This window comes from Cloacibacterium sp. (assembly GCF_047601505.1).
GTDB lineage: Bacteria > Bacteroidota > Bacteroidia > Flavobacteriales > Weeksellaceae > Cloacibacterium.
Genome location: NZ_JASGJD010000001.1, coordinates 222,317 through 244,556, shown reverse-complemented (window position 1 = coordinate 244,556; position 22,240 = coordinate 222,317). Strand labels below are relative to the sequence as shown.

The 22,240-nt window shown below is 32.1% G+C and carries 21 protein-coding genes; 10 read left to right on the top strand and 11 right to left on the bottom strand.

Translation table 11 applies throughout. The features are described 5' to 3' along the window. Nucleotides 1-2: 2 nt before the first annotated feature. Nucleotides 3-413 (bottom strand): hypothetical protein, encoded by a 411-nt coding sequence (locus QM746_RS01070; RefSeq protein WP_414982521.1) that lies wholly within the window; start codon nucleotides 411-413, stop codon nucleotides 3-5. Nucleotides 414-593: 180 nt separating this feature from the next. Between QM746_RS01070 and gndA the strand changes: the two genes are divergently transcribed. Genes gndA through pgl form a run of 3 tightly spaced genes read left to right on the top strand, consistent with a single transcriptional unit; the run spans nucleotide 594 to nucleotide 4,303 of the window. Beyond that, entirely contained in the window at nucleotides 594-2,009 is a 1,416-nt protein-coding gene (gndA, locus tag QM746_RS01065; RefSeq protein WP_414982520.1) for an NADP-dependent phosphogluconate dehydrogenase, read from the top strand. 5 nt (nucleotides 2,010-2,014) lie between these two features. After that, a complete protein-coding gene (gene zwf / locus QM746_RS01060; protein ID WP_414982519.1) occupies nucleotides 2,015-3,550 on the top strand; it encodes a glucose-6-phosphate dehydrogenase in 1,536 nt (511 codons plus the stop codon). A 21-nt stretch (nucleotides 3,551-3,571) separates the two neighbouring features. Beyond that, nucleotides 3,572-4,303, top strand: coding sequence for a 6-phosphogluconolactonase (pgl, locus tag QM746_RS01055; RefSeq protein ID WP_414982518.1), 732 nt, complete (start codon nucleotides 3,572-3,574; stop codon nucleotides 4,301-4,303). Between the two features lie 76 nt (nucleotides 4,304-4,379). Here pgl and QM746_RS01050 read toward each other — a convergent pair whose 3' ends face one another. Next, the gene (locus QM746_RS01050; RefSeq protein ID WP_414982517.1) at nucleotides 4,380-6,644 is read right to left on the bottom strand and encodes an aconitate hydratase; all 2,265 of its coding nucleotides are present in this window, start codon (nucleotides 6,642-6,644) and stop codon (nucleotides 4,380-4,382) included. A 288-nt stretch (nucleotides 6,645-6,932) separates the two neighbouring features. Further along, nucleotides 6,933-9,716: a bifunctional aconitate hydratase 2/2-methylisocitrate dehydratase gene (locus tag QM746_RS01045; RefSeq protein WP_414982516.1), complete on the bottom strand. Its 2,784-nt coding sequence runs from the start codon at nucleotides 9,714-9,716 to the stop codon at nucleotides 6,933-6,935. A gap of 274 nt (nucleotides 9,717-9,990) precedes the next feature. On the opposite strand from QM746_RS01045, the gene QM746_RS01040 reads away from it, so the two are divergent. From QM746_RS01040 to QM746_RS01010, 7 genes are all read left to right on the top strand, one after another. Further along, the gene (locus tag QM746_RS01040; protein WP_414982515.1) at nucleotides 9,991-10,359 is read left to right on the top strand and encodes a DUF2752 domain-containing protein; all 369 of its coding nucleotides are present in this window, start codon (nucleotides 9,991-9,993) and stop codon (nucleotides 10,357-10,359) included. Nucleotides 10,360-10,549: 190 nt separating this feature from the next. Beyond that, a complete protein-coding gene (locus QM746_RS01035; RefSeq protein WP_414982514.1) occupies nucleotides 10,550-12,652 on the top strand; it encodes a TonB-dependent receptor in 2,103 nt (700 codons plus the stop codon). A gap of 236 nt (nucleotides 12,653-12,888) precedes the next feature. Next, nucleotides 12,889-13,569 (top strand): T9SS type A sorting domain-containing protein, encoded by a 681-nt coding sequence (locus tag QM746_RS01030; RefSeq protein ID WP_414982513.1) that lies wholly within the window; start codon nucleotides 12,889-12,891, stop codon nucleotides 13,567-13,569. Nucleotides 13,570-13,656: 87 nt separating this feature from the next. Beyond that, the gene (locus QM746_RS01025) at nucleotides 13,657-14,343 is read left to right on the top strand and encodes a hypothetical protein (protein ID WP_414982512.1); all 687 of its coding nucleotides are present in this window, start codon (nucleotides 13,657-13,659) and stop codon (nucleotides 14,341-14,343) included. A gap of 13 nt (nucleotides 14,344-14,356) precedes the next feature. Continuing rightward, on the top strand, nucleotides 14,357-14,869 hold the full coding sequence (locus QM746_RS01020; protein ID WP_414982511.1) for an acyl-CoA thioesterase: 513 nt from the start codon (nucleotides 14,357-14,359) through the stop codon (nucleotides 14,867-14,869). Nucleotides 14,870-14,951: 82 nt separating this feature from the next. Then, nucleotides 14,952-15,881 (top strand): 2-hydroxyacid dehydrogenase, encoded by a 930-nt coding sequence (locus tag QM746_RS01015; RefSeq protein WP_414982510.1) that lies wholly within the window; start codon nucleotides 14,952-14,954, stop codon nucleotides 15,879-15,881. 112 nt (nucleotides 15,882-15,993) lie between these two features. Next, nucleotides 15,994-17,250, top strand: coding sequence for a serine hydrolase domain-containing protein (locus tag QM746_RS01010; protein ID WP_414982509.1), 1,257 nt, complete (start codon nucleotides 15,994-15,996; stop codon nucleotides 17,248-17,250). Nucleotides 17,251-17,451: 201 nt separating this feature from the next. On the opposite strand, the gene QM746_RS01005 is transcribed toward QM746_RS01010, so the two are convergent. The 8 genes from QM746_RS01005 to QM746_RS00970 all read right to left on the bottom strand — a co-directional run bounded on the left by QM746_RS01005 (nucleotide 17,452) and on the right by QM746_RS00970 (nucleotide 22,235). Beyond that, on the bottom strand, nucleotides 17,452-18,009 hold the full coding sequence (locus QM746_RS01005; protein WP_414982508.1) for a DUF6705 family protein: 558 nt from the start codon (nucleotides 18,007-18,009) through the stop codon (nucleotides 17,452-17,454). A 293-nt stretch (nucleotides 18,010-18,302) separates the two neighbouring features. Further along, on the bottom strand, nucleotides 18,303-18,743 hold the full coding sequence (locus QM746_RS01000; protein WP_414982507.1) for a hypothetical protein: 441 nt from the start codon (nucleotides 18,741-18,743) through the stop codon (nucleotides 18,303-18,305). Between the two features lie 63 nt (nucleotides 18,744-18,806). Continuing rightward, complete coding sequence (locus QM746_RS00995; RefSeq protein WP_414982506.1) at nucleotides 18,807-19,241, bottom strand: hypothetical protein; 435 nt, start codon at nucleotides 19,239-19,241, stop codon at nucleotides 18,807-18,809. Between the two features lie 75 nt (nucleotides 19,242-19,316). After that, nucleotides 19,317-19,766 carry a hypothetical protein gene (locus QM746_RS00990; RefSeq protein ID WP_414982505.1) on the bottom strand — a complete coding sequence of 150 codons (450 nt, stop codon included), beginning with the start codon at nucleotides 19,764-19,766 and terminating at the stop codon, nucleotides 19,317-19,319. A 63-nt stretch (nucleotides 19,767-19,829) separates the two neighbouring features. Next, nucleotides 19,830-20,270 carry a hypothetical protein gene (locus QM746_RS00985; RefSeq protein ID WP_414982504.1) on the bottom strand — a complete coding sequence of 147 codons (441 nt, stop codon included), beginning with the start codon at nucleotides 20,268-20,270 and terminating at the stop codon, nucleotides 19,830-19,832. 24 nt (nucleotides 20,271-20,294) lie between these two features. Continuing rightward, nucleotides 20,295-20,747, bottom strand: a complete 453-nt coding sequence (locus QM746_RS00980) for a hypothetical protein (protein WP_414982503.1) — start codon at nucleotides 20,745-20,747, stop codon at nucleotides 20,295-20,297. A gap of 1 nt (nucleotide 20,748) precedes the next feature. Beyond that, a complete protein-coding gene (locus tag QM746_RS00975) occupies nucleotides 20,749-21,630 on the bottom strand; it encodes a hypothetical protein (protein ID WP_414982502.1) in 882 nt (293 codons plus the stop codon). A 248-nt stretch (nucleotides 21,631-21,878) separates the two neighbouring features. Next, entirely contained in the window at nucleotides 21,879-22,235 is a 357-nt protein-coding gene (locus tag QM746_RS00970; protein WP_414982501.1) for a hypothetical protein, read from the bottom strand. Nucleotides 22,236-22,240 lie beyond the last annotated feature (5 nt).

Here is a 22,240-nt window from a genome sequence, read left to right as displayed (position 1 = left end):
TTCTAATTTTTTATTTTTACAAATTTCTGGGCACAAGGTTCTATGCATCCAAAGTTCGAGATAATTAAATTTCCGTTTTGTATTTCTATACTGAGTTTTTCTACAGAGAATAAGGTAGTATTGCAATTTAATGGAGTCATACTTTTTTCGGAGTTTGTATAAGTGTAATTTCCATTTGTATTTTGGTTAGAATCTGTATTGATTGAGCAGAAACTACCATTTGAAGTATAAGTGCCATTCGTCACGAAAGTAACTGTTTTATTGCTACTTACAGGTGTAAATTTTCCACTTCCATCACCAGGGTCAACTAATTGTTCGGTTAGTTTCCATGTTCCTGTAATTGTTGTTTCGTCTATGTTTTCTCTACAACTTAATAATAAAAGAGAAAACAGCATAATTTTTAATCCTTTCATAGTTTTTGTTTATTATTAAGAGTGTTCAATTCTAAAAAGGTTGCGTGTAAGTTTCAGATTTTTTCAGAATTAAAGAAAAAGTTTATTCAATTTTTATTATTGTTTATTAAATTACCATAAGTCAATGGTTATGAGTTGATATTGAAGTAACTTGCATAGATTAATTTAAAAAATAATAGAATGAGCCAAAAATATGATTTCGGAATGATAGGTCTCGGCGTTATGGGAAGTAACCTATTGTACAATATAGCAGATCACGGTTTTAGTGTTGTTGGTTTTGATTTAAGTTCAGAAAAAGCTCAAAATTTAGAAAAAGGAGCTACCGAAGGAACTAAAGTGAAAGGCGTAACAGTAATTGAAGAATTTGTAAGTCAGTTGTCGGTTCCTCGAAAGATAATGTTGTTAGTTCCTGCAGGTAAACCTGTAGATGCAGTAATAGATAATTTAATTCCTCATTTAGAAAAAGGAGACATCATAATAGACGGAGGAAATAGTCATTACGTAGATACCGTAAGAAGAGTGAAATATGTTTCTGAGAAAGGTTTTCATTTTATGGGAATGGGGGTTTCTGGTGGCGAAGAAGGAGCTAGAAGAGGTCCAAGTATAATGCCTGGTGGTGATGTGGAAGCTTTCAAGGTTGTTCAACCTATTTTAGAAGCGGTAACAGCAAAAGTGAATGGAGAGCCTTGTACGGCTTACATGGGAAAAGATGCAGCAGGACATTATGTGAAAATGGTTCACAATGGCATAGAATACGCAATTATGCAATTGATAAGTGAAGCTTACGACTTGTTGCATAGAGGTCTTGGTTTAACTAATCAAGAAATGTACGAGATTTTTGCAAAATGGAATGAAGGAGAACTTAATTCGTTTTTAATTGAAATTACCAGAGATATTTTTCTAAAAAAAGATGTAGAAACCAACAAAGAACTTCTAGACCTTATTTTAGATAAAGCTGGTGCTAAAGGAACCGGAAAATGGACTTCTCAAGATGCTATGGATAGAGGGGTTTCTATTCCAACAATTGATATGGCGGTTTCTCTAAGAACTTTATCTGCGTACAAAGAAGAGAGAGTTATTGCATCAAAAATTTATTCTAAAACACATTCGGCTTTAGAGGTAGATAAAGAAAGTTTTGTAGATGCAATAGGAGAAGCACTTTTCTTTGCCGTAATTATTAGTTATGCTCAAGGTTTGGCACTTTTGGTAAAAGCTTCAGAAGAATTAAATATGGAAATTCCTCTAAAAGATGTAGTAAAAATATGGAGAGGTGGTTGTATCATTAGATCTACTTTATTGGAAGAATTTTTTGAAGCTTACCTCAAAAATCCAAATTTAGCCAATATCTTATTAGACGAAAAAATTGCAACTCTTGCTACTTCTAAAGTTAGCAGTTTAAGAGAAGTTGTGGCTCATGCTGCCAAAAGCAGTATTGCAGTAGGTGGTTTACAAACAGCTTTAGCGTATTTTGATGCCTATACCACAGAAAGAATGGCTACCAATATGATACAAGCACAAAGAGATTATTTTGGAGCACACACTTACCAAAGAATAGATAAAGAAGGAGTTTTCCATACAGATTGGGAATCTAAATAATGATTATGGAAAATAAAGACCAAAAAAATATAGCACCCACTCTGATTTTTATTTTCGGAGGAAGTGGAGATTTGAATCATAGAAAACTTACACCTGCATTATTCAATCTTTTTGCAGATGGTTTTTTAGATGCTAATTTTAAAATTTTCGGGATTGGCAGAACAGATTATAGCGACCAAGATTTTCGCAGTCATCTTTTAGAAGGAATTAAATCTTTCTCCAGAAGGCCTTACGAAAAAGATGGGCCTTGGGACAGTTTTCAAGAACACTTGTTTTATCTTCAAATGGATGCTGGAACAGGTGCAAAAAAAGATTTTTCTGTAATTGAGAAAAAGATTAAAGAAACAGAAAAAGAATGGGGAATGAAACCTAATATTTTATTCTATCTTTCGGTGAAACCACAGCTTTTCCCAGTTATAGCAAAAGGAATTGCAACAATTCAAGATACACATCATTGCAGCAAATGTAGAATTGTGATAGAAAAACCTTTTGGACATGATTTGGAAAGCGCTGTAGAACTTAATCAATTGCTGAAAGAACTTTTTGATGAAGAGCAAATCTACAGAATTGATCATTTTTTAGGAAAAGAAACGGTTCAAAATATTTTAGCTTTTAGATTTGCCAATGCACTTTTCGAACCTATTTGGAATAACAAATACATAGACCATGTTCAAATTACAGCCGCAGAAACAGTAGGTGTAGAAGAGCGTGGAGAATATTATGAAACTTCGGGCGCACTTAGAGATATGATTCAGAATCATATTTTGCAAGTGCTTTGTATGGTAGCAATGGAAGCTCCAGTTTCTTTTGATGCCAACGAAATTCGAAATAAAAAAGTAGATGTTCTAAAAGCCATTAGAATTTATAACAAAGAAGAAATTAGAGAATATGCAGTGAGAGGGCAATACAACGCTGGTTGGATGATGGGAAAACAAGTAAAAGCTTACAGAGAAGAAACCAATGTGTCGCCTAATTCTAATACAGAAACTTTTGCCGCAGTAAAATTTATGATAGACAATTGGCGTTGGAATAACGTTCCGTTTTATGTAAGAAGTGGGAAATTTATGCACGAAAAACTCACCACTATCATCATTCAGTTTAAAGAAACTCCAAAATATTCTTTTCCTTCAGAAGCTGCAGAAACTTGGAGAGCAAACCGATTAATTATTACCATTCAGCCAGAAAATGATATTCGATTGATGTTTCAGGCAAAAAGACCAGGACAGACCATGAGTCTTAATCCTGTAGAAATGGTTTTTAATTATAATGATACTTTCAAAGAACCTCAGCCAGAAGCGTATGAAACCTTGTTGCTAGATGCAATTTGTGGCAATTCTACACAATTTATGAGAAACGACCAAGTAGAAGCTGCTTGGAAAGTGGTAATGCCAATTTTAGAATCTTGGCAAAACAGAATTTCTGTAGATTTCCCTAATTATTCGCCGGGAAGTTGGGGACCAGAAGAATCTGATGCCATGATAGCCAAAGACGGTAGAAGTTGGATTAATACTTCAAATCAAAGGTCTAGTAAAGGCAGTTAATTATTTTTAAATGAATTTTAAATGAAAAATTTTCATATTTCAAAAGATATTTCAGAATTGAGTATTTCGTTTGCGGAGTGGATTGTTTCTTATGCCGATGAAGTTTTAAAGAAAAAAGATACTTTTACAATAGCTTTGTCTGGAGGAAACACCCCAAAAAAACTTCACGAAATTTTAGTTTCTGAAGAATATAAAAATAGAATAGATTGGGAAAAGTGGCACTTTTTTATGGGAGACGAAAGGTTTGTGCCTGTTTCAGATGAAAGAAGTAATGCAAAAATGGCTTACGAAACTTTGCTAAATCACGTTCCTGTACAAACAAGTCAAATACATTTTTTTGATACTGAGAAAAAATCTGCCGAAGAATCTGCTAATGATTACGAAAAAACTCTAAAAAAATGGTTTGAAGGTAAAGATTTTGGTCTCGATTTAATCATTCTCGGAATGGGAGATGATGGACATACTTTGTCTTTATTTCCTAGTTTTCCTGTAGTTTTTGAAGATTCAAAATGGACGTCAAGCTTTTGGTTAGAGTCACAAAATATGTACAGAGTTACAGTTACTCATCCCGTTGCTAATCATGCAGCAAGAGTTGCTTTCTTGGTTTCAGGAGAAAATAAAGTGAATGCCTTGCACGAAGTTTTGTATGGAGATTATAATCCTAGTTTGTATCCTTCGCAAATCATTAAGCCAATTTCTGGAGAGTTGCATTGGTTTTTAGACGAAGCTGCAGCAAAAGGAATAAAAAAATAATTTTGTTATTCAATAAGGAAACCCGTTCTAAATTATAGAGCGGGTTTCTTTTATCAATTTTAGAAAGAATTCTAAATTAAGCTTCTTGAGCAATTAAATTCAAAGCAGAACCAGCTTTGAACCATCCAATTTGCTGTTCATTATATGTGTGATTAGCAAGAATTGTATCTGTAGTTCCGTCTGAGTGAGAAACTAGAATTTGAAGTGGAGTGTTCGGTGCGAAATTATCAAGGTTTATGAAATCAAAAGTATCATCTTCTTGAATTTTATCATAATCTTCAGGATTTACAAAAGTTAATGCAAGCATACCTTGTTTTTTAAGATTCGTTTCGTGGATTCTAGCGAAAGATTTCACTAAAACAGCTTTTACACCAAGGTGTCTTGGTTCCATTGCTGCATGTTCTCTAGAAGAACCTTCTCCATAGTTTTGGTCTCCCACAACAATTGAAGGTACGCCAGCAGCTTTGTAGGCTCTTTGTACCGCAGGAACTTCACTATATTCTCCTGTCAATTGATTTTTAACTCTATTGGTTTCTTTGTTGAAGAAATTTACAGCTCCGATCAACATATTGTTAGAAATATTATCCAAATGTCCTCTGTATTTCAACCAAGGTCCAGCCATAGAAATGTGGTCTGTAGTACATTTTCCTTCAGCTTTTATCAAAAGTTTAGCGCCAATAATATTTTTACCATCCCAAGCTGGGAAAGGCGCTAATAATTGTAATCTGTCTGATGTCGGAGAGACAATAACTTCTACAGAAGAACCGTCTTCGGCGGGAGCCTGATAACCATTATCATCTACAGCAAAACCTTTTGCTGGCAATTCTGAACCTATTGGTTCTTTCAATTTTACTTGTTCACCAGATTCGTTGGTTAAAGTATCTGTAATTGGATTAAAATCTAATCTTCCCGAAATTGCTACAGCTGCTACCATTTCTGGTGATGCTACAAAAGCGTGGGTATTTGGATTCCCATCTGTTCTTTTTGCAAAATTTCTATTGAATGAGTGAATGATAGAGTTTTTTTCTTGTTTTTCAGCGCCTTCTCTATCCCATTGCCCGATACAAGGACCGCAAGCGTTGGTGAAAATTCTTGTGTTTTCTAATTTTTTGAAAGTATCTATTAATCCGTCTCTTTCTGCGGTAAATCTTACTTGTTCAGAACCTGGGTTAATTCCTAAAATCGCTTTTGGTTTTACTCCTTTTGCTACAGCATCTTCTACAATAGAGGCTGCTCTGGATAAATCTTCATAAGAAGAGTTGGTGCAAGAACCAATTAAAGCCCATTCTATATCCAAAGGCCAATCGTTAGCAATTGCTTTGTCTTTCATTTCTGCAACTGGAGTTGCTAAATCTGGAGTGAAAGGACCATTTAGATGAGGTGTTAATTCAGAAAGGTTTATTTCAATAACTTGGTCAAAATATTTTTCTGGTTCTGCATATACTTCTGCATCCCCTGTTAAATGTTCTGCAATTTTATCAGCAGCATCTACTACGTCTTGTCTTCCTGTTGCAGCAAGGTATCTTCTCATAGAATCATCATACCCAAAAGTAGAAGTGGTAGCGCCAATTTCTGCACCCATGTTGCAAATAGTGCCTTTTCCGGTCGCAGACATTGATTTAGCGCCTTCGCCGAAATATTCTACAATAGCACCAGTTCCACCTTTTACAGTAAGAATGCCTGCAACTTTTAGAATTACATCTTTTGGAGCAGTCCAACCATTTAATTTTCCGGTTAATTTTACACCAATAAGTTTAGGCATTTTAAGTTCCCAAGCCATACCTGCCATTACGTCAACTGCATCTGCTCCTCCAACTCCAATGGCTACCATTCCTAAACCCCCAGCGTTTACAGTATGAGAGTCGGTTCCAATCATCATTCCTCCTGGGAAAGCATAATTTTCTAAAACTACTTGGTGAATAATACCAGCGCCTGGTTTCCAAAATCCGATACCATATTTGTTACAAATAGAAGAAAGGAAGTTGAAAACTTCATTGTTTTTATTTAGTGCTTCTTGTAAATCCTTATCTGCTCCAATTTTTGCTTGAATTAAATGGTCTGCGTGAGCTGTAGAAGGAACAGCAACTTTGGTTTTACCAGCCTGCATAAATTGTAAAAGAGCCATTTGCGCAGTAGCATCTTGCATCGCTACTCTATCTGGAGCGAAATCTACATAAGAATTTCCTCTTTCGTAAGCTTCTGTTGCGTTACCTTGCCAAAGGTGAGCATAAAGAATTTTTTCTGCTAATGTAAGAGGTTTTCCTACTGCTTTTCTTGCGGCAGCAATTCTTTCAGGATAGCGCTCATACACTTTTTTAATCATGTTGATGTCGAATGTCATATCTATTTATTTTTTTTGTCATAAAGTTTGCATTTGGTAGTCAAATGGCAGGAAAAAGATGTTATTATTTCTCATCAAATTCTATTCCTACGGGATTGATAAAATATTAAAAAAGTCTATGGTTTGAATTTTTAATACCTATTAATTCACATTTGATATTGAATTTTATGTAAAGCTAAAATTAATAATATTTAATGGATTGTAATGTTTTAAAACAAAAAATGGAAGATTTTTTTTGAAATCTTCCATTTATATTTAATAAGCCTTTCGGCTTTAGTTTAAAATCTATTAATAATGACCAACTGTTACCAATTCTTTGATAGATGGAACGAAAGTCGTTAAGTTAATTCCTTCAACGGCTGTTTTGTACTCATCAATACTTGGGATATGACCTAAGATTGCAGACAATACAACAACTGGAGTTGAAGCCAATAAAGATTCTCCTTTTTTACGTTCAGAATCTTCAACCACTCTTCCTTGGAAAAGACGGGTAGAAGTTGCCAAAACAGTGTCTCCTTTTTCAGCTTTTTCTTGGTTACCCATACAAAGGTTACAACCCGGACGCTCAAGGTACATCATATTTTCATATTGAGTACGAGCTTCGCCTTTTGGAGCTGCATCGTTGAATTCAAAACCTGAATATTTTTCTAATAATTCCCAGTCACCTTCAACTTTTAATTCATCGATGATATTATAAGTAGGAGCTGCGACTACCAATGGAGCTTGGAATTCTACTTTACCATTTTGCTTTTCAAGGTTTCTCAACATTTGAGAAACGATTTTAAGGTCACCTTTGTGAACCATACAAGAACCTACGAAACCAAGGTCAACTTTTTTCTCACCTCCATAATAAGTAAGGTCTCTGATGGTGTCGTGAGTATATCTCTTAGAAACGTCGTCGTTGTTTACATCCGGGTCAGCAATCATTGGTTCAACGATTACATCAAGATCTACAACTACTTCTGCGTAATATTTAGCATTAGCATCTGGAGTCAAAGCTGGTTTATCACCTGTTCTGATTTCCTCAATTCTTTTGTTTGCTTTGTTGATTAATCCTTGAAGAACGTGATTTTTATTGTCCATTCCTTTATCAATCATAATTTGGATTCTGCTTTTTGCAATTTCCAATGATTGAATCAAAGTATCGTCTTCAGAAATACAGATAGAAGCCTTTGCTTTCATTTCTGCAGTCCAGTCTGTAAATGTAAATGCTTGGTCAGCAGGAAGAGTCCCAATGTGAACCTCGATAATTCTACCTTGGAAAACGTTCTCGCCATCAAATTGCTTCAACATCTGAGCCTGAGTTGCGTGAACCACATCACGGAAATCCATATGCTCTTTCATTTCACCTTTGAAAGTCACTTTCACAGATTCAGGAATCGGCATTGAAGCCTCACCTGTTGCCAAAGCCAACGCTACCGTTCCGGAATCAGCTCCGAAAGCAACACCTTTAGACATTCTTGTGTGAGAGTCTCCTCCGATGATGATTGCCCATTCGTCAACCGTAATATCGTTAAGAACTTTGTGAATAACGTCTGTCATTGCGTGATATTCACCTTTCGGGTCACGAGCTGTGATTACACCGAAATCGTTCATAAATTTCATTAATTTAGGAATATTAGCCTGCGCTTTTTTATCCCAAACTGAAGCCGTGTGACATCCTGATTGGTAAGCTCCGTCAACAATTGGAGAAATTACCGTTGCAGCCATAGATTCTAATTCCTGAGAAGTCATCAAACCTGTTGTGTCCTGAGAACCAACGATGTTTACTTCTATACGAACGTCTGAACCTGCGTGTAATAATTTACCTTCAGTAACACCTACTGCATTTCTGTTGAAGATTTTTTCAACGGCAGTCAAACCTTGTCCTTCGATAGAAATTTCTTTAGAAGGAGCGAAAACTAGAGGAGCTGTAATCCCTAAAGTTTTAGCTGCGAAAGTCTGGATTTTCTTACCAAAAACGATAGCGTAAGAACCGCCAGCTTTGATAAATTCTAATTTTTGAGGAGTAAATGATTTTGAAATATCTTTCAATTCAGTTTCTCCGTTGTATAATTTTTTCTCTTTCGTATTAATTGTAAGAACAGTTCCTGTAGCAACAGAATATTTTTCTTCCAAAACGATGTCGCCATTTTCGTTACGAACTGGATGTCCGTTTTCGTCTGTTTTCTTAACCCAGTTTTGAAGGTCGATTCCGATACCTCCGGTTACGTCAACTGTTGTTAAGAAAATTGGAGAGATACCATTAGTTCCTGCAACAATCGGAGCGATGTTTACGAAAGGTACGTAAGGACTTGCCTGTTTCCCTGTCCAAAGTGCAACGTTGTTTACACCAGACATACGAGAAGAACCAACACCCATTGTTCCTTTTTCTGCAATAAGCATTACACTTGCATCAGGATGTTGAGCCTGTAAAGCTTTTATTTCTTCCTGTTGAGCAGGAGACATCATACATTTTCCGTGCAATTCACGGTCTGAACGAGAGTGTGCCTGATTTCCCGGAGATAATAAGTCGGTAGAAATATCACCTTCAGCAGCGATGTAAGTTACTACTTTAATTTCTTCTGGAACTTCAGGCAGTTTAGTGAAAAATTCTGCTTTTGCATAGCTTTCCAATATGTCTTTAGCGATTACATTACCCGCTTCGAAAGCTTCTTTCAGACGAGCAGTATCAGCATCGTATAAGAAAACCTGAGTTTTAAGAACTTCAGCAGCTTGTTTTGCGATAGCTTTATCATTTCCTAAAGCCAAATCAAGAAGAACTTCGATAGAAGGTCCACCTTTCATGTGAGACAATAATTCGAAAGCGAAAGTTGGAGTGATTTCTTCAACTACAGATTCACCAAGGATGATTTCCTTTAAAAACTTAGCCTTTACACCAGCTGCGCTTGTTGTACCTGGCAATGTATTGTAAATGAAAAATTGTAGAGAATCAGCTCTGTGTTCGTTGGCTGAATCTTTAATTTGCTCAATGATTGCGCTTAGCAATTCTGCACCATCAATAGGTTTTGGGTGAAGTCCCTGTGCTTTTCTTTCTTCGATTTCTTGGATGTAATCCTGATAAATATTCATAATTTTTGAAGTCTTTTTAAACTTAATAATTAGATGATTTACTGTTATTTAACAGCTAATGTTTTGATGAAAAATTGATTGTTTTCTAAACGAGTTGTTATATTTAGAATTTTCTCTGGCTTTTCAAATTTTTATAATCATCAATCCTTTTATAAGGTTTTCAAAAATAAGAAATTTTAATTTTCAGAGGATATATTTTCAAAAAATTTTATAAATAAAGCATATTTTTTAAATCAATCTTGTAAAATATAAAGTTTAGAATTACATTTGTTTTATGTACAAGGGTAAAAAAAAGTGGATTTTTGTTGTTGTAATTTTGGTTATAGCGGGTTATTATTATTTTCTCAACCCTTATGAACAAAAGGATTTTTTTATTTCTTGTCCGTTTTATAAAATTACAGGATACCAATGTCCTGGTTGTGGAAGCCAAAGAGCATTTCACGAACTTTTGCACTTTCATTTTTTAGAAGCATTGAAGCAAAATGCATTGTTTTTGCTTGCAATTCCATATTTTTTAATTGTTTTTTATACCAGTTTTAATAAGGAAAAGTACCAAAAATTGAGGCAATTTTTACTTGGAGATAAAACATTACTTATTTTATTGATTTTTATTATTCTTTTCGGAATTATTAGGAATTTGTAAATTACGAATGAATTTTATTGCGCAATAAAAAATTTTGTTACCTTTGTCGCAAGAAAAAGGGGTGCTGTAAAAAGCTGAGATTATACCCAAAGAACATAGAACAGGTAATGCTGTTTATGGATTCGTCTTTGATGTATTTTTCGCACGTAGCATCCTTTTGTTCGATTTGTTTAATTTTTAAAAAATCAGAATGAAAGGATTTATTATTTTAGGGCTAGGCGCTAGCTCTATTTTGTCTGCACAAACAGATTCTACGCAGATAAAAGAAATTCAGGAGGTTAGCTTTACGAGAAGGTTGCCAGTTTCCAAAGAAATTATTAATGTTCAAAAGGATTTAGGAGCAAAAAATTTGGGACAAGATTTGCCAATTTTGCTTAAAAATCAAATGTCTGTAATTTCCACATCAGACGCAGGAAATGGCGTTGGATACACAGGTTTCAGGATTAGAGGTACTGCAGGAACAAGTATTAATGTGATGCTAAATGGTGTTCCGTATAACGATTCGGAAAGTCAAGGAACTTTTTTTGTGAATATTCCGGATATGGCAAGTTCTGCTTCGCAGATTGTTATACAAAGAGGTGTAGGAACTTCTAGCAACGGAACGGCAAGTTTTGGGGCAAGTGTAAATATTCTGACGAAAGATCCAGATACAAAACCTTATTTTTTGACCAATCAAAGTGTAGGAAGTTTTAGCACTTATAAGCATTCTTTCGAAGCAGGAACAGGTAAAATTCTTAATAATATGCTTTCGGTTTCGGCGAGATATTCTCTTATTAATTCGGATGGATATATTGATAGAGCTTCTTCTAAATTGCGTTCTTTTAATATTAATGCTTTGTTCGAAAAAGGAAATACTAAAATTAGATTTTTAACTTTCGGAGGAAAAGAAAAAACTTACCAAGCTTGGAACGGAATAGACAAGGCAACTTGGGAAACCAATCCTAAATTTAATTATTCTGGTCAATATACGGATCTTGTTACTGGCAAAGAGAAGTTTTATGATAATGAAACGGATAATTATTGGCAAAATCATTATCACTTGCTTTGGGAACAAAAATTCTCTGAAAAATGGAATCAGGAAACCACTTTTCACCTAACGCACGGAGAAGGTTATTACGAAAATTATAAACAAGACGCTAAGTTTTCTAAATATGATTTACCAGACATTACTGAAAACGGAAACACAATTACCAGAACAGATTTTATTAGAAAAAAATGGTTAGATAATGATTTTTATGGTGTGGTTTCTAATTTGTATGGGAATTTCAAAAATTTGAATTTAAATTTCGGAGTTGCTGTTAATCAATATTTTGGTAGGCATTATGGTAATGTTTCTGGAGTTACTTATACCAATATTTACGAGCACGAATATTATAGAAATAATGCTCTGAAAAATGAAATTTCTGGTTTTGTAAAAGCAATTTATAAACTCAATAAATTTGAGTTTTTCGGAGATTTACAACTCAGAAATATAGATTATAAAACGTATGTAATAGATGCTAATGCGGAAGAAGGAATGGATTTATCTCAAAAATGGAATTTCTTTAATCCAAAATTTGGGGTGAATTATCAAATTGAAAATGGTAAAATTTTCTTGTCTTATGCTCACGCTCACAGAGAGCCAAACAGAGACGATTTGTTTGCCAACCCTAATACAAAACCAGAAAAATTACACGATTTTGAGTTGGGATTAGAAAAAACTTTTGGTAATGTATCTTTCACTGCTAATGCTTATTACATGAACTATGTAAATCAATTGGTTTTAAGTGGGCAAATAAATATGGTGGGAGAATTTATCAAAATGAATTCGGGTAAATCTTATAGACTTGGAATTGAGCTAGGAACTGTAGCCAAAGTTTCAGAAAAATTGAACCTTATCGGTAATCTTACTTTGAGCCAAAATAAAAATGTTGATTTTAAAATTGAAGAAAATACATCTGTAACAAATCTTGGGAATACTCAAATTTCTTTTTCTCCAAATATTATTGCCAATGCAATAGTACAGTATAAACCAGTAAAAGGATTGCAGTTGAATTTTAACAATCAATACGTTGGAAAACAATATTTAGACAATACCGAAACGAAGGAATTGCAACTGAAAGATTATTTCTTGACAGATTTTAATGCTCAATACGAATTCAAAATTGCAAAACAAGAGTTAAGCGTACAGTTTTTATTGAACAATATTTTCAATAAGAAATATGTGAACAACGGTTTTGTTTACGAAGGACCTTATTATTACTCACAAGCCGGTAGAAATTTTATGCTTGGATTTAGTTTTAAAATTCAATAATAAATTTTGAGAATTTTGTAATTTAAAGAGCTTGACTAGGATAAAATGATAATAATGAAATTAAATTAGAGATAATGAAAATATATATTTAGTTTATGTTTTTTATTTGTTTTTAATTGTAATTATTTGATTGTAAATGATTTAAACGTTTTGATTGCTTTGATTTAATCTATGTTAATTTTATTTTAACAAATGCAATAAAAGTTATAATTTTACTAATTAAAAAATTATAAGCTATGAAAAAACTTTATTTTGTTTTCTTGTTGATTTTTGCTTATTCATTTCATTTTAGTCAAGCAACTTTATCAATCATTCAAACACCGGCAAATTCTGGAATTTATACTATAACATACAACGATGCGGCCAATGGTTGGGCATTTTTTAATCCTAATAGCCAGCCAATCGGAGTTTATCTTTGGTTGAATTCTTCAGATACTTCTACCAATTCTCTTTATAATGATTCTTGGTCTAATATTTCAACTCAACTTACTTGGGATGGGACAAATTATACAGGAACGATTAATTTAAATACTCATAATTTTAATAATATTGGTGGAGTTTTGCCTGCAGGAACAACAGTAAATCAATTGCATTTTATCTTTACAGATTCTCCAGCTGGGAATAATTCGCATAAAACGCCAGATTATTTAGCGTCTGTATATGGTTTTACACCTACAACAACGAGTTCTTTAGGTGTTATAGATATTAATAAATCAAATTTTAAATCTTTTGTTTCGGAAGGGAAACTATACACTTCTCAAAAAGGAAGTTTAGACATTCAGGTTTATGATTTTAGCGGTAAAATGGTGAAAAAAATTAATGTTTTAGCTACTAGAAATGGTGTAGAACTTAATCTGCCAAAAAAAGGAAACTATATTGTTAAAATAAATAATGAAGTAGTAAAAATTGCTTACTAAATAAGATAAATTAAAGAAAAGGCTGCTGAATTTTAGCAGCTTTTTTTTATGAAAAAACTCAAGAAAATATATTAAATTTGTGCCGAAATGAATTTAGGACAATATCTTTTCGGTTATTTACAAGAAAAAGGAAGTGCAGATCTTCCTGGTTTTGGTATATTTTCTATCCAGAAAAAATCTGCAACTTTAGACGAAGCAGAAGCTAAATTGCTTCCACCTTCTTTTGAAGTTACTTTTGTTAAAAATTCAGAAGTTTTTAATTCTGATTTTTCTAAATATATTGCTGAAAAAACGGGCGAAAATCTTTTTATTGTTCAAACAGAAATTAAAGAAACTATACAATCTTGGAACCAACAGTTACAAGACAAGAAAACCGTTTCTGTAGAGGCAATAGGAGATTTTTTTGAAGAAAACGGAGAAATAAAATTAATCTCGAAAAATCAAATTACAGAAAATCCTGCTTTTTTTGGTTTGGAAGAAATTAGCCTAAAAGAAATTAAAGAAAACAAAGTAATTTCGGAGAAAAAAGATACGGAAGACGATTATGTTTTCAATAAATCTATTCTTTGGATTTTCCTTTTTATTATACCAGTTGGCGCAATTGTTTTTTTAGCCATCAATTATCAAGACAAAATTTTCGGTAAAAAATCTTTTGACATCAGTGTTAAAACATCTACTCATAGAATTGTAGAAAAACCTGTTCTTAAGAAAGACACTGTAAAGGCAGATTCTGCTAAAATTCAGAAAAAAGATTCTTTGAAAATTTCTAAATAAATCTAAAATCTACATGAGAAATAGTAAAAAATGTTCAGAATCACATACCGTGATGACTAATATTGTGCTCCCAAACGAAACAAATTCTCTCAATAATATGTTTGGTGGCGAACTTCTGGCAAGAATGGACAGAGCAGCTGCTATTGCGGCTTCCAGACACAGCGAACATGCTGTGGTTACGGCTTCTGTTAACCATGTTTCTTTTAAACATCCAATTCCTGGTGGTGGAGTAGTAGTGGTAGAAGCACAGATTTCTAGAGCTTTTTCTACTTCTATGGAAATTTATTGCGACGTTTGGTTGGATAATCCTATCACCAAAGAAAAAATTCATACCAACGAAGGAATTTATACGATGGTAGCAGTAGATAAGAATAATAAACCAGTTGCTGTGCCAGAAGCAATACCAGAAACTGAAGAAGAAAAATCTCGCTACGAAGCTGCTTTAAGAAGAAAAGAACTTTCTTTAATCTTATCTGGAAGAATGAAACCTGCAGACTCTGTAGAATTGAAAAAACTATTTATTTAATATGTGAAATCGTGAAATTTAACAAATAAACAATGTCATATTTTACGATTTTGCAACTTTATTCACCCTAAATTTCAGGAAAATGAAAATTTTACTTTTAGACCACAATCATCCATTAATTACAGAACAACTTTTAGAAAAAGGATTTATTTTGGAAGAAGATTTTACGTCTTCTTATGATGAGGTTCTGAAGAAAATTAATCGTTATGATGGAATTATCATTAGAAGTAGAATTCCTTTAGATAAAAATTTCCTAGAAAATGCTAAAAACTTGAAATTTATTGCCAGAGTAGGCGCTGGCATGGAAAATATTGATAAAGAAGTTGCAAAAAATTTAGGAATTGAACTTATTAATTCGCCAGAAGGAAACAGAGATTCTGTAGCAGAACACGTGGTTGCGATGCTTCTTATTTTGATGAACCGACTTTTTATTGCCTCAAACGAAGTGAAAAACGGAATTTGGAAAAGAGAAGATAATAGAGGCGACGAACTTCTTGGGAAAACTTTCGGAATTATTGGTTATGGTAACATGGGGAAAGCTACTGCCAAAAGACTTTCTGGCTTTGGCGTAAAAGTGATTTTTCATGATGTTTTGCTGGGTTTAGAAGACGAATTTGCAACTCAGGTTTCTTTAGAAGAATTGCAAAAAAATGCAGATATTCTAAGTTTGCATATTCCTTTAGACGAAAGCACTCATTATTTGGTAGATGAAAATTTTATTTCTAAAATGGAGAAAAATTTCTATTTTGTAAATACAGCAAGAGGTAAAAACCTCAAAACGTCTGCTCTTGTAGATGCCATTAAAAATGGCAAAGTTTTAGGTGCTGCTTTAGATGTTTTAGAATACGAAAAATCTTCTTTCGAGAATTTAGATGCTTCTAATGAAGATTTAGATTTCTTGTTAAAGTCAGAAAAAGCGATTGTGACGCCTCATATTGCAGGATGGACTCATCAAAGTAAAGAAAAATTGGCGCAATTTATTGTAGATAAAATTGTGGCGAAGTTTCATTAGAATTTCAAAATGAGATTCATTTATTTTTGTTAAAAAAATCTTAATATTTAAGCTTCTCACTTAGGTTTGCTTTAAAAAGTATTAAATTGCCGCACTTAATCTAATACTAAAAATGAAGCAGAAATTCGTAGCGTTTACCATCCTTTTATTGTCCTTAGTTTCTTGTAAAAAAGACGGAATAGAAACCGTTAAAAATGATTTGCCTAATTACGGGAATGTAGATTTAGACGAAGTTTTTAGTAAAGAGGATTCGCAACTTAATAATTATTCTGCAATAGAAAATACGCTTCATTTGTATTATGACAAAGTTTGGGAACAAGGAGATTTGAGTGGAGGTTTTTTGGTGGCAAAAGGAGATAAAATTCTTTTTGAAAAATACAGAGGCTTCGCAAAAGAAAACGAACAAGTTTCTATTGATAAAAATACACCTTTGCACGTGGCGTCTGTTAGCAAGACTTTAACAGCAATGGCAATTCTGAAATTGGTAGAAGTAGGCAAATTAAAATTACACCAAAAAGTCACCGATTTTTTTCCAAAATTTCCTTATCCTGAAGTAGAAGTTTACCATTTGATTACGCACAGAAGTGGTCTCCCAAAATACGAATATGTAATTGATGAAATGAAGTTGAAACCATCTCGTGGAAGATATTTTACCAATCAAGATGTTTTAGATTTATTGATAAAAAACAAACCAGATTTGGCGAGAAATACCAATACTGGTTTTATGTATTGCAATACCAATTTTGCACTTTTGGCTTTAATTGTAGAAAAAGTAACAAACAATAAGTTTCCGGAGGCAATGAGAAAAATGATTTTTCAACCTTTGAAAATGGAGCATAGTTATATCTTTCAACCAAAAGATTCTCTAAAAGCAGCACAATCTTTTTACAACAGAGGCAATAAGGTTTTCCCAAATGATAAGCTCGATTGGATTTATGGAGATAAAAATTGCTACACTACGCCGAGAGATTTGTACAATTTTTCTAAAGCAATGTTTTCTGAGAAATTTTTAAGAAAAAGTCTTAAAGATTCTATTTTTCAACCTTATAGTAATGAACGAGCCGGTGTAAACAATTACGGAATGGGCTTCCGAATGAAAAATTTTGATAATGGCGAAAAGTTGGTTTATCATAACGGTTGGTGGCACGGCAGCAATTCTTCGTTTTCACATTTATTAAAATCTAAAGTTACCATTATTGCTATAGGAAATAGATTTTCGGGCAGAGTGTATTCTGCGTTGGCACTTTCAGGACTTTTTGAAGATTTGCCTGCCGAAAAGGAGAAATTGGCAAAGGTTTTAAGCAACGAAAGAGATAAACCAAAAGAAATTTCCGAACCAAAAGAAGTTTCGGGAGACGTAACGGAGTAATATATAAAAGCTCTGCAAAATTTTGCAGAGCTTTTGTTTTTAGGTTGCTTTTACACTATCTACCTTCATATCTTTAAAATAATCATTTGCTTCTTTGGTCCATTTACCTTGTTTTTTTCTTTAAGAGAAAAACATCTTGCAAAGGCAAAGGATTTTATTAGGCTGTCTCAATTTTGAGGCAGCCTTTTTAGTTTTTGGTTATTATTGTTTGGTTAAAATTATATTTACAGGCAATGGTTCAGGTCTTTGGCTTGCAGAAAAACTATGATAAAAACAATCAGGTTCAATTAGATTACTACTTTCCATAAAGTTCCATTCTAATTTGGTTTTATTAGAATCTATAAATTGTATTGTAATGAAACCACTTTTAAAGCATAAATCAGGGTCAATATAATTTAAACTATACTTATTATCTATCTTTCTAAATTTACCACCATTAATTTTTGCTTTATCATCAGCAAGATTATTGTTGTCAAATAAAATATTTCCACTATTATCAATTACTTTAAATTTTGCTATTAAATAATCTCTGTAATATTTAAATACATTATCATATTTATTAGTTATTTTTTTCAGTGTTATGTAAATAGTCTTGTTATTCCAAGTTCCTTTCCAAGTTCCTTCATATGTTTGCAATTCATTATTTGTATCCTTTAAATATGCATTTTCAGGGATTTCTGTATATGTTCTTAATGGATAAGTTTGAGCCTTGCAAGAAACAGCAAAGAGAACAATCATTATATAAAATATATTTTTCATAATATCATAATTTAAAATTATTGAGGGCAATCAGTTTTTTTAACAGGGTTATTTTTTCCATCATACTCTAATTTTTTAGAAGAATCATTTGTGACTTTATAAACTTGTAGTGCCCCCACGCTGGCGCGAGCATCTTGCTCGTGTCCACACTATCTATTAAAATAAGCTCCTTCTTTTTCGTGGAATTTATATTTTCTGCTCATAGCTTTCTACTATTTTATTTTATTATTGCAGACACGAGCAAGATGCTCGCGCCAGCAGGTGACCATTAAAACAAAATTAGCAAAGTTAATCTAGTCTTTACCTATTACTTCAATATCATAAACAATCAAATCTCCCAGATTTTTTTCATCTTCTTTTGTCCATTCTGTACAACCTATTTTTTTATATGTACATCTTTCTCCTATTAAATCCCAATTTTGATTAAAGATAACGGTAATTCGAGTAGGTTTTTCTGTAATATCTCTATTGTCATTTCTATATTGTATATATGGTACAAACAAAAAATCAATTCTATTAACTTCTTTTAAATTCTTATTTGGTGCTGGTTTTATTGATTTAATTTCTACATTGATATGTTTAAAAAAATAACTCAAAGGTTTACCAATAAATTCTTTTTTGTTAAGTTCCATTTTTCTAGCATCAGAAGTTGTTTTCATCATTATCGTCTGAGCACAAGACAAGTTTGCAATTAATGATACTCCAATTAATAGTATTTTAATAGTATTTTTCATAATATTATTTTTTAAGGGCAAGGTGATCATTAAAATATAATTATATATTTAGCAAAGTTTAATCTAATCTTTTCCTGTTACATATATATCATAAACAACTAAATCTCCCAGATTTTTTTCGTCTTCTTTTGTCCACTCTGTACATTTTAAAATATCGGATTTACATTTTTCTCCAATTAAATCCCAATTCTGATTAAACCTAATCGTAATTTTTGTATTTTGGTTATTATTATTAAAGTTTCTCCTATAATCATTAAAACTGACAAATAAGAAGCTTATAGTATTAATTTGTGCAAAATTTTTATTTGGAGTAGGTATTACTGATACTATTCTTGGATTAATCGTTTTCAATAAATAACTTAGTGGTTTACCAATAAATTCTTTTTTATTGATTTCTAATTTTTTAGCATCTGCAACTTTTCTCATAATCGTTTGTGCACAAGAAATATTAAAAATAAGAAAAGATATTATTGTTAATGTTTTAATTAGATTTCTCATAATAAGCAATAATTACAAAACATTAAAAATCAATAATTTAAATTATAAAATATAGAGATAATTCTTTTCAAATACTTATTTCATTATAGCATCTTCTGAGCCTCTTATGTCTTTTATCAAAAGATTTTTTAGTTGGTCTAAAAAATAAGGAATCTTCTCATTTTCAACATAACCATACTGCTCTAATGAATCGTAAGCTCTTCTTGTTTGTTGATTATCTTCAAAATATATGACAACTCTAGCTGGTAATATTTTTTGGCTCCTTAATTTATTATATTCTTTTTTTGTGATAAAAAGCAATGTAATGTCATAATCTTTTCCTTCATTTATTCTTTCGTAAGTAACCATTTTTATATCCATTCCAATATTAGTTAAGAATGATTGTAATGTTTTACCTACATAACTTTGTCCACTATTTTCTATTCTACATTTCAGATTATCTGTAGATTCTATTTTCACTTGTGAATTTATTCTAATAAAAATTAATAGTAAAACAACTATTAAAAAACGCTTATTTCTTTTCATAATATTATTTTTTAAGGGCAAGGTGACCATTAAAACATAATTATATAATTAGCAAAGTTTAATCTAATCTTTACCTATTACATATATATCATACACTATTAAATCTCCCAGATTTTTTTCGTCTTCTTTTGTCCAATTATTACAATTCAATTCAGTATTTTTACATGTATGTCCAGCCAAGTCCCAATTTTGATTAAAAGTTATACAAATTTGAGTAGGTCTATCCTTCATTTCTTTACTGTTTGTTATATTATAAATATTATCATCTACATATCTTAGGCATAATCGATTTATTTCGTTCTTATTTTTGTTAGGTACAGGGAGCACAGATTTTACTTCCACATCCATTTTGGATAGTAGGTAGCTCAATGGCTTGCCAATAAATTCTTTTTTATTAAGTTCTATTTTTCTAGCATCTGCAACTTTTCTCATAATCGTTTGTGCACAAGAAATATTAAAAATAAGAAAAGATATTATTGTTAATGTTTTAATTAGATTGGGCATTAGATTACTTATAAAAATGTAGTATTACTTGTCAATTTGGTGTTCATTGTAACCATAAATCATAAATATTTTTATATTTTCTATTTTTTTAATGAAATCTTTTATATCGTCTCTATCTTCTACAATTCCTAAATTATTCAAATGTTTAAAAATATTTTGAGTGTCTTTATCTGGTACAAATTGTATTATAATTCTTGCTGGAATAATTTTATTACTTCTCATTTTATTATATTCTAAACGTTCGTCAAATCTTAAGATGATTTGATTAGGGTTCGATTCGCATTCTTTTTGATAACTTAAAGAACTTATATCAATTTTTAAGTTATTCAAAAAATACTTCAATGGTTTATTATAAAAACTATCCTGTTTGTTTGATATTTTATCTAAATTATGTTTAGACGTTATTACTTCTTGTGCAATTAGATTATTAATTAATGCTGAAAGAAATAGAAATATTGTAATTATTAAATTTTTCATTTTATTGACAATTATTATTTAAGTATGTTTTTTCTCCGTTAGAGTTTATAGTTTCTGTAGTACCTATTTTTTTCAAATCTCCATTTGAATTCATTTTAGTTAGTACAATTCCTGAATTATATTTATCTAAAGTAAAAGCAAGAGCCATTTCTCTTGTTCCATTGTAAAAAGTATAAATATCGTTGTACTCATTGTTTATATCTGTTGGGAAATTCACATAATTTCCACCACTAGGATTTGGAGTTATAGAAGGCGGATAATTTTGTAAAAAATTATTCATAGCATCGGTATCTGTAACCACCAAAGCATAAAGAGTGCCATCTGGTGTGGTAACATATCTTGTGTTATAATTAGTAAAACTGTTTCTCGCATTTATTAAGGAGTAAACATCCCCGGGAGAAGGAGGTGTGTTATCTGTATGGTTATGCAAATCTCCTGTGGGATTAGAAAAAGAGTGGGTCAAAGTTATACTATGTTCCCCTCCTGTTTGCAATCCAGTAGATTGTGTAGCTCCATTAACATTCCCAAAGACCACTCCGTTTTCTTTGTTATTATTCATACCAGAAATAGAAGTTTTAGCATTGGTAAATGTAGTGTTTCTTGAGTTGGTGGTAGCTGTAGCAGAAGCGGTTTTCGCTTTTGCACATGGGTCATTAGGATCCATATAATCTGGGAATTTATTATTGTGCTTACTTGCACCACCAGACATTGTTCCACCTGCGCCAGTTCCTCCGTTTCCTTCAAATGTAATATTAGCATCTCTATACCAATAATAGTTGGGCAGAGAAATATTCCAGCTTCCTCCGCCACTCCTGTCGTATAGATAATATAATGTAACTTCTTCTACCCCACGCTGGTGCGAGCATCTTGTTCGCGTCCACACTATCTATTAAAATAAGCTTCTTCTTTTTGTGGAATTTATATTTTCTGCTCATAGCTTTCTACTATTTTATTATTGTGGACACGAGCAAGATGTTCGCGCCATCGCTGTGTAATCTTGTAAAGAGTAAAAAGCCAACCTCGAAAAGTTGGCTTCTTTTGGATGTTTTTAGTTTGCTTTTACGCTTTCTACTTCCATATCTTTAAAATAATCATTTACTTCTTTTGTCCATTTACCTTGGCTTCTTTTCTTCAAAAGAAAGACATCTTGCAAAGGCAAAGGATTTTATATATATATATATCATGAAATTTAATTTTATTATCCATTTTATATTTAAATTCTTTAGAAGTATAAAAATATAATTGAATAACATTAACATTAGTGCTTTCCCAAGTTTCAGTTTCAAAACCAAAAGAAATAATAGGCACATCTAATTTATTAATTATATCTTCAATGGTAATTGTAGAAGTTTTAGCCATTCTTTTTTGCTGCTGAAAATTGGTTATTTTTTCGCTTTGCTTTTTTAAGGTTTCTTCACTATAGGTGGTTTGTGATTTACATGAAATTACAAGCAATAATAAGCTTAATAATAATATCTTTGTTTTCATAATTT